We start from the raw sequence: 13,422 nt of genomic DNA, 5'->3' as shown, positions 1-13,422 counted from the left end.
TGTCTATTTTAAAGAATTTTTGTGAACCATTCATATAGATAAAGGAAAAAAGTAAGAAATTTCATGTTGATTAAACTAATATTACTGTACCTTCAAAAAAGCCAGTCTTCATCCTATCGATTTACTGGAACGTATTGATGCCTGAAAGATATAGGATTATCAAAAGATGATGTTATAATTAGAATAGAAGTATTTTTTATGAAGTGGCTGGTGATCAAGATGGAAATGGAATTAAAAATCTCCACTGGAATTCCTGGATTTGACAAGACTATTGATTCGTTGAGATTAGGGGATAATGTGGTATGGCAAGTGGATAACATTAAAGCATACAAAGATATTATCACTCCTTATGTAGATAAAGCATTACAAGATAAACGAAAAGTAATTTACGTTCGTTTCGGTAAACACGAACCACTAGTAGACCGGGAGGAAGTGAAGCAACACCAGGTGGACGCAAAGAAAGGATTTGAAAGCTTTGCTACAGAAATCCACCGATTAATCGAAAACGAAGGGTTTAAAACCTTTTATGTTTTCGATAGTTTAACGGATCTATTATCAAGCTGGTATTCTGATTTAATGATTGGTAACTTTTTTAAAGTTTGCTGTCCTTATTTATATGAACTAGATACGGTAGCTTATTTTGCTATTAACCGTAACGTACACACGTATAGTACAATTGCCGGTATACGCGAAACAACTCAGGTTTTATTAGATTTATACGAAGTAGAAGGAAAGAATTATATTCATCCATTAAAAGTAGAGCAGCGATATTCTCCTACGATGTTCTTTCCACATTTAATTGAAGATGACCGCGTAAAAAGTATAACTGCAAGTTCAGAAGCTTCAGCATTATTTTCTAACATTAATCGTGTGGAAGAACGGATGGACTATTGGGATGTTATTTTTGCAAGAGCACGAAGCGATCTGCAAAAAGATAAAGCAACGCAGGAACAAACAAAGAGATTATTGATGACACTGCTGATTGGCGAAAAATCAAGAATGTTTGATTTATGTGATCAATATTTTACGTTAGAAGACATTTTAACGATTGCATCAAGAGAAGTTGGAACAGGATTTATTGGTGGTAAAAGTGTAGGAATGCTGTTAGCAAGAAAAATACTAGAAGAAGACAAGCAGAATCGCTTTACGAAATATATGGAAGCACATGATTCTTTCTATATTGGCTCTGACATTTTTTATACGTATATCGTTCAGAATGGCTGGTGGAAACTTCGTGTTAAACAAAAAACGAAAGAAGGTTATTATAAGTATGCACGTGAATTAAGAGAGAAATTGTTAAATGGTGAATTTCCTTCTAATATAAAAGAGCAATTTATCCAAGTGCTCGAATATTTCGGTCAATCACCGATCATTATTCGCTCCAGTTCCTTGTTAGAAGATAATTTTGGAAATGCATTTGCTGGGAAGTACGATAGCGTTTTTTGTGTTAATCAGGGCACACCGGAAGAACGCTATCAAGCATTAGAAGATGCCATACGTACTGTATATGCCAGTACGATGAATGAAGATGCATTAGAATATCGGATGAACCGCGGTCTATTTGAAAAAGATGAACAAATGGCAATTTTGATTCAGCGTGTATCTGGGGACCATTATGAGGATAACTTCTTTCCGCATATTGCCGGTGTTGGCAACTCTTCTAATCTCTATGTATGGGATAAAAGTGTAGATATGGAAGCAGGAATGATTCGTTTAGTATTCGGGTTAGGTACTAGAGCAGTTGACCGAACCATAGATGACTACGCAAAAATCGTGACGCTAGATCAGCCGACACGGAAGCCTTTAATGCACATGGATGATTTAAAGAAGTTTTCACAGCATGGAGTGGACGTTTTATCGATATCTGAAAATAAATGGACTAGTATTCAGTTAGATGAGGCAATAGCCAATGTATGGGACGTTGACCGAAATCTCTTTGCTTCAATTGATACAGAAACCGCCTTTCGTTTAAAGGATTTAGGGTATAAAAACATGCCGACTCCATATATTCTTGATTTTAAAAATTTACTAAAAAATTCTAGATTTCCACAGGTAATGAGAGAGATTTTAGCCGAAATAGCTCGTGTCTATGATTATCCTGTGGATGTGGAATTTACTGCTAATTTCCGTGATAAAGATACCTTTAAAATTAACATCGTTCAATGCCGACCATTACAAACAAAAGGGCTTGGGAAATCAGTAGACATACCAGAAATGACACCTGACGATGCCTGTTTCATTCAAACAGAAGGAAATTTTATGGGTGGTAATGTGCGTCTACCGATAGACTATTGTATTTATGTAGATATGGATGGTTACCTAAAGCTAAGTGAACAGGACAAATATAGTGTGGCTCGTACCATTGGTAAGATAACAAGAGAGCTAAAAAATGAACGTGTATTTCTTGTGGGACCTGGACGTTGGGGAACCTCTACACCATCGCTTGGTGTACCTGTTCACTTTTCAGAAATTCAACATGTGGATGCAATATGTGAAGTTTCATCCTATTCACGAGGTTTTATGCCGGAGTTATCCTATGGAAGTCATTTCTTTCAAGATATTGTGGAATCGGATATTTTTTATGTGGCCATTTTTGATGGTGAAGAAGGTGTTCGCTTTGAACCTTCTTATGTAACCAATCAGCCAAATTTATTGAGTAAATGGGTTGAAAGCCTGAAAGTGTTAGATGAAGTAATCCACGTAAGTAAAGTAACAGGCATGGAACTAGTATCTGACATAGTAAAACAAAAATTGATATGCAGATAATATATTCTTAGAACAATATTAAACTAACAAGTGTTCATCAAAAAGAATCCCGGAATTATGAGATGGGAGATTATAGAAGGAATAATCAAATGAGTAAAGATCTAGTAGAAACACATAAGTGTCAGCTTTCATCATAGTAAAGAGCCAACCAAGAAGAAGAACTGTCTGCATAAAGAATGTTTTTCTTCTTGGTCTTATCATAAACTGCGAACTCATTCATTTGCTTGTGTAATTGCTTATTTTACTCTGACTTTTAAAGCATCATAAATAGGATCAATGGATGTAGTATGAGTTGGTATGTTTCATTATTTATATTTTTCGCCAAAATAGTTGTCACTTCCACCTTAATATGTTAACTTTAATTTCGTATTGGTTAACAGAAAGGGGAGGAATATGCATTCAAACAAATTACGAGGACTTATTTTAGCAAGTATTTTTGCGGCGATCACAGGTATATTAGCACAATTACAAGTTCAACTTTGGGTAGTGCCATTTAGTGGACAGACATTAGCAGTAGGTCTTACAGCAACAATTATTGGCAGCAGGCTCGGAGCACTTTCGATGATTGCTTATTTATTAATTGGAATGATTGGGCTACCGGTATTCGCCGGTTTAATGGGAGGACCACAAGTTTTAGTTGGACCTACAGGAGGCTATATCTTTGGCTTTATCGCTACCGCTTATGTTACTGGACTTATACTAGAAAAAACTACCTTTAATTTTAAGATGGCATTAATTGCAAATATTGTGGGAATGTTTATTACCTTAGCGTTTGGTATGACACAGCTTAAATTCGTAGCAGACTTAAGCTGGAGTGCAGCAATTGCTTCAGGAGTCATTCCATTTCTGGTTGTAGGAATTATCAAAGCTATTCTTGCAAGCTGGTTAGGGATAATAATTCGAAGAAGATTAATGAAGGCAAACTTATTGTAAATAGTGGGATAGGCTGATGGACTGGATAAAGGTACATTATGTCTATCTCTCTTTTAAGTTTTATGATATGATAAAGGATATGAAATTTTTCTTTCTAAATAGTATGTTTGCGTCATATAGTAGAAGTGATGTGCGAAAGATATAAGCTGAGATTGATAAGGGAGCGTTCATTCGTGTTTATAGAAATAGATCAATTAAACATTCATTATCGACAAATTGGTGAGGGTCGTCCTATCGTAATGCTTCATGGCTGGGGAACGAGCCTCGATTTATTTGAGGACTTACAAGATAGTTTAAGTGCTCATTTTCAAGTTACCTCCTTGGATTTTCCTGGATTTGGTCAAAGTGATGAACCACCAGAAGCTTGGGATGTAGGTAGGTACACTGACTTTTTTGAACAATTTTTAGCGAAACTTGGTATACAGAACCCAATATTAATTGGACATTCTTTTGGTGGAAGGGTATCGATAAAATATGCAGATCGGCACCAGGATAATGTACATAAAATGATCCTAATAGGCAGTGCTGGTGTAAAGCCAAAACGTAAAGCAGATTATTATGTCAAAGTGTACACATATAAAGCATTGAAAAAGGTATTGAGTTTACCAGTTTTAAATAGATATAAAGAAGCTATTATTGCGAAATATCGTGGGAAAGCTGGATCTTCTGATTATCAAAACGCGTCAAGGGTGATGCAACAAACTTTAAGTAAAGTTGTTAACGAGGATCTACAGCACCATATGCCAAATATTAAAGCAGCTACTTTATTAATTTGGGGTGCAAATGACACGGCAACACCTGTAGAGGATGCGAGAATCATGGAGAAATTAATACCGAATGCAGGCCTAGCATTAATTGAAAATGCAGGACATTACGTATTTTTAGAACAAAAGCGTCGTGTTGCAGTAATTGTAGATACTTTTTTAGAAGAAGATAAAGGAGCAGTTTGATCATGCAAATAATATTTTCCATTGTAAGTGTATTGTGGATGGTGTATATTTTTTTCCGAACGAAACAAGCGATCCATATGTTGCAATTAAATAGTTATTTTAACAATCGATTGTGGCGGTGGATGACAGATCATTGGACAAAGGTAGTACCTGTTCATGAGTGGCTGGCACTTATATTATCCCTTCTCTTAATTTTCGAATGGAACTGGCTTATTTTCCTTATTGTATTGTTAGGACTGTTTGTACCGAGAAATAAACAAGAAAAGAAAAAGCTGGCTGTTACTGCTCGTGTGAAACGCCTGATTGTAACCACTGCGATTATTTACTTGTTCTTGCTCGCAACAAGCTTACATTTTATATGGAATGATTATCCATTAAGTTATGCAGCTTTAGTTATTGTAGTAGGTTCTATCCTAACGTACGGAATAGTGTTATTAGCTAACCTCATTAACAAACCGATCGAAAATAGAATTAAAGAATATTACTATAAAGATGCGAAACGTATTATTGATAGTGCTAAAAATACCGAAACAGTAGGTATAACAGGTAGCTATGGTAAAACAAGTACGAAGTTTATTTTGGATACCATACTGTCTACACATTTTAATACGTTAAAAACACCGAACAGTTTTAATACGAAAATCGGTGTTACGATCACTATTCGTAACTCATTAAAGCCATATCATGATGTGTTTATTGCAGAAATGGGCGCAAAAGAACCAGGTAATATTCAAGAAATCTGTGAACTAGTTAGTCATAAATATGCTATTTTAACCGCAATTGGAGAACAGCATTTAGAAACATTTAAAACACTAGAGAACATTCAAAAAACAAAGTATGAAATCGTAGAATCATTACCATCAGACGGTATTGCTTTTCTCAATCGAGACGATCAGAACATTATGTCTTATACGCCGAAAAATCAGTGTCGCAAAGTTTATTTTGCGATTGATGATAAGGAAGCAGACTATTTAGCCTCTGATATTCGTTTTCATAAAAAAGGAACAACCTTTAGAGTAACAAATAAAGCAGGAACATTAGACGCTGATTTTGAAACAAAACTATTAGGGAAGCATAATGTATATAATATTCTAGCTGCTATTAGTCTGGCATGGGAAATGGGTGTACCGCTCTCTAAGCTACAACTTGGTGTCAAGAAGATTCAGGCAGTCAAACACCGAATGGAAATAAAAAAAGGATTCGGTAATTTAACCGTTATTGATGACAGTTTTAATTCAAATCCGACTGGCTCACGTATGGCTTTAGAGGTTCTTTCTTCCATGGAAGGCTTTAAGGTCTTGGTAACGCCAGGTATGGTAGAATTAGGTGATAAGGAATATCAATATAATAAGGCGTTTGGTGAATATGCCGCTGATGCATGTGATTATGTGATTTTAGTGGGAGCAAAACAGACGAAACCAATTCAAGACGGCCTACGGGAAAAAGGCTATCCAGAAGAGCAATTGTTTATCGCGAAAGACTTAAATCATGCAATATCACAAATTCAAGCATTAAATCGCCAAGATGCTATAGTTCTCTTGGAAAATGATTTACCTGACACATATAATGAGTAATTTATTGGGAGGAATACTCTGTGAAAACGAAAGTAGCCGTAATTTTTGGTGGTGTATCTGTAGAACATGAAGTGTCTGTTATTTCAGCACTTCAAGCATTTAATGCAATCGATCGATCAAAATATGATCTAGTACCAATTTATATTAGTAAATCGAAAGAATGGTATACAGGGGATGTATTAACCAATATTGATAACTATAAGGATTTGGATCAGTTATTTAAACAAGCTGATAAAGTCGTTTTAGAACAGGAAGGCGAAGGCAATATTGTATTAAAGAAAAAAGAACGCTCGCTGTTTTCGAAGGGTATCATCACAACAATCGATGTTGTGTTTCCGGTTATCCACGGTACAAACGGTGAGGATGGATCTTTACAAGGTTACCTTGAATTATTAGGCCTTCCTTATGTTGGTTGTGATGTTGCATCTTCTGCAGCTGGCATGGATAAGGTGATGATGAAGCAAATTTTACGTGATTCCGGTGTACCGATCGTTGATTATGAGTGGTTTTACTCCAGTCAGTGGCATGATCGGCAAGATGAAATCAAACAATTAGCTGAAAAGATCGGTTATCCGGTTATTGTCAAACCAGCTAATCTTGGATCCAGTGTTGGCATTTCAAAGGCAGATAATGAAGAGGAATTAGAAGAAGCCATTGAGCTTGCGATATCCTACAGTTTTAAAGTTATTATTGAGAAGATGATAACAGATTTGACCGAGGTTAACTGTTCTGTTATTGGTGATTATGAAAAGGTAGAAAGTTCTGTCTGTGAACAAGTGTTGAGTACGGATGAAATTCTATCCTATGCAGATAAGTATCAGAGCGGTGGTAAAACTGGAGATACAAAAGGGATGGAAAGTGTAAACCGTATTATTCCAGCAGAAATTAGCGAAGAAGCAACAGCGAAGGTAAAAGAACTAGCTGAGAGAACTTTTCGTTTATTAAATGCTAGTGGAGTATCCCGAATTGACTTCCTGCTAAATCCTGAAGGAGAAGTATTCGTCAATGAAATCAATACGATTCCGGGTTCACTTTCCTTCTATTTGTGGGAACCGAGCGGTAAAGATTTTGAACAATTAACTGATCAACTAATTCAGCTAGCCTTAAAGCGAGAGAGAGAACGTCAATCGATTCAATTCTCGATCGATACCAATCTCTTCTCGCTGCACAGCAAGGGACAAGGCACAAAAGGAAAATAAACTAGACCGGGTTAAAATTTAACCGTTAAAAGATTCTGATCATTCGTTTTGTATGATCAGAATCTTTTTTATAGGTAGAGCGTAGGGGCTGAAAACAATCATCTATGTTTGATGAAGTGATTGAAGCCGTTCCTGATGGTATAGATGACACGGTGAAAAGATGTATACGGTGGAAGCGAAGCACTTTACCGGAACATTTAAAATTGCTTATCAATATTCGGAATGGAACAATCGTCCATCAATAGCTAAACGTTTACCCGCGATATATTTGTCTAAGATAATCAGTTGGGGACATGCCTGTTACTTTTTTAAACACTCTACTGAAATAAAAAGGATTAGAAAATCCTAATATGTCACTTACCTCTGATACATTATAGTTATCCTTTCGAAAGTATTGAATCGCTTTTTCCACCATCCGTTCATTTTGGTATTGAGTGATGGTTTTTCCTGTGTGACTTTTAAACAAAGTAGAAAGATAAGCATAATTCATCCCTAAGCCTTCCGAAAGTTCTTCGCTAGATAGTTTATGGCTGTCTTGTTCATCCATTAATTGAATCATTTTGGCTACTATTCTATTTGTTTTCATATTTGAAAAGCTTTCTAGATTTTCGAGGTATAACTCTAGAAAAAACTGATGTGTATGCATACTGGTTAAAAATGGCCTCATAGGGTGGGAGGATTCAAACATTTCTAATATTTGCTCTAGTTGAGATTGCGTATAACCAAGGTGGGACATTTCCCCAAATTTAGGCATGGTTAATTTTCTTTGATATTCCTCATAATGAAAGAGTGAAGTTTTTCCATACGTACTATACTCAGTGGCGTTTTCTTGTATATCATGCGTGAAAAAATGAATGAAAAACCATTCAGATCCTGGTTGATAGAATTCGTTTCCCCAATGATGGACGTTTTTTCTAAGAAAAAGATAGGACCCCTTCTTCAGATTATATTCTTCACCATCTTCTATCACCTGTAATTGTCCTTTGGTTACATAAACAAATACATTTAATTTTGGCATTACACGATCAGGGTGTTTTTCGATCCCTACTTTATCGGTCATTAAACCTATTTCATGAATAAGTGGGAATGAACTGCTTGATATGATGACTGGATGAGACAAAATGATCGCTCCTTCCAAATTTGATAAATTTATTTTATCAGAAATCCAAAAAAAAGATATGTAATTTTATAAATTGTGAATGTACAAAAATGAGGTTACACGTCATACTAGTAATTGAAATAGTTGCGGAGGTGGAGTTAATGCGAAATGTAAAATTATTAGAGGGTATGTTTAGGCGTTCCCAACAAAAAGGAAAGGAATATTTACTTTATTTAGATATTGATCGGCTAGTTGCACCTTGCTATGAAGCTGTAGGTAAAACAGCTAAAAAAGAACGATATGGTGGCTGGGAGTCAATGGAAATCGCTGGGCATTCGATTGGTCATTGGTTGTCAGCGGCGGCAACGATGTATCAAGTAACAGCTGATAAAGTATTAATGGATAAAATAGAGTACGCCTTATCGGAATTAGCAATTGTTCAGTCCTTTGATAAGGACGGTTATGTAAGTGGTTTCTCACGTGATTGTTTTGATAATGTGTTTTCCGGCGAGTTTGAAGCAGGGCGCTTTAACCTGGGCGGATCTTGGGTACCATGGTATTCCATCCATAAAATATATGCTGGACTGATCGATGTCCATAGACAAACCGGCTCTACCTTAGCTTTAGAGATCGTAACAAAGCTTGCTGACTGGGCCTATAATGGATTGAAACATTTAACAAAAGAGCAGTTTCAGCGTATGTTGACGTGTGAGCATGGTGGAATGAATGAAGCATTTGCAGATCTTTATGTCATAACAAAGGATTTTCGCTACTTAGAGCTGGCGGAAAAATTCTATCATGAAGAGGTATTGGAACCGTTAGCGAACAAACAAGATGATTTAGAAGGAAAACATGCCAATACACAAATTCCTAAAGTGATTGGTATAGCAAAGCTGTACAATATCACTGGGAAAGAAAAATATAAACAAATAGCAACATTCTTTTGGGAGCAAGTTGTTCGTTATCGTACGTATGCAATAGGTGGAAATAGTATTCGTGAGCATTTCGGTCCTGAAAATGATGAAGAACTTGGAATCTTAACAACAGAGACATGTAATACCTATAATATGCTGAAATTAACAGAAATTCTTTTTGCTTGGGATCATTCAGCTCACTATTATGATTATTATGAGCGAGCTTTATATAATCATATTCTTGCATCACAAGACCCTGACTCAGGAATGAAAACATACTTTGTATCTTCTGAACCGGGCCATTTTAAAGTATATCATTCTCATGATAATTCGTTTTGGTGTTGTACAGGAACAGGAATGGAGAACCCAGCAAGGTATAACCGACGTATTTTTGAAAAAATAGATGACAGATTATATGTTCATTTGTTTATTTCAGCAGAATGGTCAGAAATGAATGAGGACATGGTGATAAGACAGCAAACGAATTTCCCATATCAGTCGAGGACAACCCTCACAATTGAAAAAATAACCAATGGAGTAAAGCAAGTTGCTTTCAGAAAGCCGGTCTGGTTGTCAGAAGCGCCTACAATCAAACTAAACGGAGCTGAAATAACACCCATAGAAGATAACGGATATCTTATTATAGAACATAACTGGCAGAATGGTGATCAGATAGCATATGAATTACCATTAGATTTACATCGTTATTATGCGAAAGACGATAGAAAGAAACAAGTCATTATGTACGGACCTATTGTGTTAGCAGGGGCATTAGGTCGAGAAAACTTTCCTGAAACGGATATTCTTGATGATCATCAGGCATTAAATAATCATCCATTAATTGATGTACCGACGTTGGTAACAGATAAACCATTGAAAGACTGGGTAAAAATAAAGGATAGAAAAAAATTGTTATTTGAAACAGAGCCAATCGCTCGTCCTGGTGATAGGCGGATCCTATTAAAGCCTTTCTATGATATTCATCATGAACGCTATACTATCTATTGGAATATCATGTCGGAGCAGGAATTTAAAGATTTTGGTGATGGGGAAAGAAAACGAAGAACACGTGAGCAAAAAATTATTGTGGATGAAGTTACTCCTAATGAACAACAACCTGAAGTAGATCACAATATGAAAGCTGAAAATTCCTATTCTGGTTATAGTAATGACGTTCACTGCGGTTGGAGAGAAGCAAGGGATGGTGGATATTTCAGCTACGATTTAAAAGTGGATCCCGAAAAAGAGATGTATGTATCTATTACGTACAATAAAAGTGATTACACGATGGAAATAGAGGGAAGGAGGATGGAGCGAGAATTTGAAATAAAAGTTGATGGGTATATGCTCGCAAAAGAGTACTTTCATCAACCTAATATTAGTGAGCTCTATTCAAAAACATATCGGCTACCAACTACACTAGTGGATGGTAAAGAAAAGGTTACGCTTACGTTTTCTTCAAATAAAAATAAAATTGCTGGTGGAGTGTATCGTGTTAGAATGTTGAACAGTCCATCTTTATAAGTAAAAATCCCCGGTATTGCCGGGGACCTTCTCATTAGGTGGAACAGGATATCCTGTATATATTTTATTAATGGTAGAAGGAAGCACCAACAATAATTAACAAGATGAAAAGTACAACGATTAAAGCGAATCCGCCGCCGTAACCACCGCCGTATCCATATCCGCTACCATAACCACCACATGAACCTCCGTAATAGCTCATTCATATCAACCTCCTTGTGTATTGTCACTAATTAATGTATGTATATGAGTCAAATAAGTTAGGGTAAATGACCAGTTTTCGAAAAAATGGGCGTTCACTTTAAGAAAAATACCTTGTAAGAAATGTTAACAAGTTTACTGTCGTACCCCAAATCCTTTGTTATATTATATCTAACATATTAATTAATGAATGTGGAAAGTTCATTAATTAATAAAGTACATGTAAGCCTAAAATATCAGTCCACTTTTAGCCTGCTTATATGTATGTAGCTTGTTGCTCCCCTATCCATTTAAGGTGTCTGTTTTCACGAAACACAAAGAAACCAACTTCTAAAAGGAAGTTGGTTTCTTTGTGTATTTATTAATGACCTCAAATTGACTTTTACTCCATTATATTAGAGAAATCTAAAAGGAAAAGGGAAGACAATGGATTTATCAAGAAAAACCAACTAGTCTCCTTCTAGTAGTTCCTAAAGGTTGTTATTTAATCAGTGATTATTCCTTCACTATTCCTAATCGTTTCAAACCATTATAGATACCGGATTCCTCTACGGAAGTGGTACGGTATTTAGCATATTGGAAAACTTCAGGCGTTGCATTTCCCATGGCAAAGCTTTCACCGACAAATTGTAACATTTGCTTATCATTCATTCCGTCCCCAAAAGCAATTGCTGCTTCTGTTGGAATATCTAACTGATGGAGCACTTTCTTGATAGCCTGCCCTTTGTTCACATTTTCCCTGATCATGTCATAACAATGTGAGAGACCTTGAACGTTCACTTGAGAAAAGTACATCTCCTCTTGTTCAAAGTGATAGAGAGCAGGATCATCGGGGTGAAGGTTCATAAGTGTTATTCCAAGTATTTGATTTCGATACGCGTCTTCATATCGTTGATAATCCTTTAAATCGAAATACTCAATAAAGTCTTGTACAAGCTTCTTAGTTGTAGAAGTAACTAAGTTTAATTCACTTGTATAAAAAATTATTTCATGATCATTTTTCTCAGCGATATGCAAAAAGTGATCAATTACTTCTCCTGATATAGGTTCGTCGACAACGGTTTTGTTATTATACGTGGCATATGCACCATTATATCCGATAAAAGAATCGATACCTAATGTATTGGCAATGTCATCAATTTCATGGAGTGGACGTCCGGTTGCCAAAAAAACTTCTATCCCTTTATCTTGTGCTTGTTTAACTGCTGTTTTTGTCGAATCTTGAATCGTATGGTCACGGCGTAAAATAGTGCCATCAATATCTAAGAAAAGCGCTTGGTAGTTAGTCATCTTCAGTCTCCCTCAAATTCATTAAAAAGTGAAGTTTTTTAGCTCTTCGCCACTCGTTTCCTCATAGCCTTTCATATATTGAATACGGCGCTGTGCAGCAGATTGGTTTACTTGTTCATCAGCGTGATAGGATGAACGAACTAAAGGACCAGCTTCACAGTGTTTAAATCCTTTGGATAAGGCGATTTGCTTTAATTCATTGAATTCATCCGGATGATAGTAACGTTCTACATTTAAATGCTTTTTAGTTGGCTGTAAGTATTGACCTATCGTCATGATATCTACATTGTTTGCGCGTAAATCATCCATTGCTTCAATGATTTCCTCTTTTGTTTCACCCAGACCAACCATAATACTTGATTTTGTCGGTGTATTTGGTGCAATTTCTTTGACTCGGCGCAACAACTCAAGTGAGCGGTCATACATAGCAATTGCACGGACTTTCTTGGTAAGCCTTCTGACGGTTTCAATGTTATGATTAAAAATATCAGGACCACTGTCCATTAATGTATGTAAGCTTTCGTAGTCACCTTTCATATCGGAAGGCAAAATCTCAATTGTACAACCGGGCACTCTTTCACGGATTTGTCTTACTGTTTCAGCAAATACAGCAGCACCACCGTCTTTTAAGTCATCACGGGCAACTGCTGTGACAACCACATGCTTTAAGCCCATAATTTCCACAGATTCTGCCACTCTTTTTGGCTCGCCCCAATCCAATTCATTCGGTAGACCGGTTTTTACTGCACAGAAGCGGCAACCTCTTGTACAAGTATCACCTAGAATCATAAAGGTTGCTGTTTTACGCTCACTCCAGCATTCGTGAATGTTCGGGCATTTCGCTTCTTCACAAACTGTGTTTAAACGTTTATCTCGCATTAGGTGTTTTAAACGATTATAAGATTTGTTTGTATTTATTTTAATTTTTAACCACTCAGGCTTTCTTAGATGTTCTTGATCTTTTGCCATTAT

At 36.3% G+C, this 13,422-nt stretch carries 10 protein-coding genes; 6 read left to right on the top strand and 4 right to left on the bottom strand.

Annotated features, from left to right (window positions below; translation table 11 throughout):
* Positions 1-198: 198 nt before the first annotated feature.
* From ACTNEP_RS00130 to ACTNEP_RS00110, 5 genes are all read left to right on the top strand, one after another.
* On the top strand, positions 199-2,766 hold the full coding sequence (locus ACTNEP_RS00130; RefSeq protein WP_441159514.1) for a PEP/pyruvate-binding domain-containing protein: 2,568 nt from the start codon (positions 199-201) through the stop codon (positions 2,764-2,766).
* 393 nt (positions 2,767-3,159) lie between these two features.
* Positions 3,160-3,699 carry a biotin transporter BioY gene (locus ACTNEP_RS00125; RefSeq protein WP_441159513.1) on the top strand — a complete coding sequence of 180 codons (540 nt, stop codon included), beginning with the start codon at positions 3,160-3,162 and terminating at the stop codon, positions 3,697-3,699.
* A 173-nt stretch (positions 3,700-3,872) separates the two neighbouring features.
* Entirely contained in the window at positions 3,873-4,649 is a 777-nt protein-coding gene (locus tag ACTNEP_RS00120; RefSeq protein ID WP_441159512.1) for an alpha/beta fold hydrolase, read from the top strand.
* Positions 4,650-4,651: 2 nt separating this feature from the next.
* Positions 4,652-6,223, top strand: coding sequence for a UDP-N-acetylmuramoyl-tripeptide--D-alanyl-D-alanine ligase (locus ACTNEP_RS00115; protein ID WP_441159511.1), 1,572 nt, complete (start codon positions 4,652-4,654; stop codon positions 6,221-6,223).
* Between the two features lie 20 nt (positions 6,224-6,243).
* Positions 6,244-7,422 (top strand): D-alanine--D-alanine ligase family protein, encoded by a 1,179-nt coding sequence (locus ACTNEP_RS00110; RefSeq protein WP_441159510.1) that lies wholly within the window; start codon positions 6,244-6,246, stop codon positions 7,420-7,422.
* A gap of 253 nt (positions 7,423-7,675) precedes the next feature.
* Here ACTNEP_RS00110 and ACTNEP_RS00105 read toward each other — a convergent pair whose 3' ends face one another.
* Positions 7,676-8,542: an AraC family transcriptional regulator gene (locus tag ACTNEP_RS00105; protein WP_441159509.1), complete on the bottom strand. Its 867-nt coding sequence runs from the start codon at positions 8,540-8,542 to the stop codon at positions 7,676-7,678.
* Positions 8,543-8,682: 140 nt separating this feature from the next.
* Between ACTNEP_RS00105 and ACTNEP_RS00100 the strand changes: the two genes are divergently transcribed.
* Entirely contained in the window at positions 8,683-10,959 is a 2,277-nt protein-coding gene (locus tag ACTNEP_RS00100) for a beta-L-arabinofuranosidase domain-containing protein (protein WP_441159508.1), read from the top strand.
* Positions 10,960-11,026: 67 nt separating this feature from the next.
* Here the strand turns inward: ACTNEP_RS00100 and ACTNEP_RS00095 are convergent, their stop codons facing one another.
* The 3 genes from ACTNEP_RS00095 to lipA all read right to left on the bottom strand — a co-directional run bounded on the left by ACTNEP_RS00095 (position 11,027) and on the right by lipA (position 13,419).
* Positions 11,027-11,161 carry a YjcZ family sporulation protein gene (locus tag ACTNEP_RS00095; protein ID WP_441159507.1) on the bottom strand — a complete coding sequence of 45 codons (135 nt, stop codon included), beginning with the start codon at positions 11,159-11,161 and terminating at the stop codon, positions 11,027-11,029.
* Positions 11,162-11,655: 494 nt separating this feature from the next.
* Positions 11,656-12,450 carry an HAD family hydrolase gene (locus tag ACTNEP_RS00090; protein WP_441159506.1) on the bottom strand — a complete coding sequence of 265 codons (795 nt, stop codon included), beginning with the start codon at positions 12,448-12,450 and terminating at the stop codon, positions 11,656-11,658.
* Positions 12,451-12,471: 21 nt separating this feature from the next.
* Positions 12,472-13,419, bottom strand: coding sequence for a lipoyl synthase (gene lipA, locus ACTNEP_RS00085; RefSeq protein WP_441159505.1), 948 nt, complete (start codon positions 13,417-13,419; stop codon positions 12,472-12,474).
* Positions 13,420-13,422 lie beyond the last annotated feature (3 nt).

Source organism: Gracilibacillus sp. HCP3S3_G5_2, from assembly GCF_052063305.1.
Classification (GTDB): Bacteria; Bacillota; Bacilli; order Bacillales; family Amphibacillaceae; genus Gracilibacillus.
The sequence above is the reverse complement of the archived record's forward strand: the minus strand, read 5'-3'. Positions and strand labels throughout refer to the sequence as shown.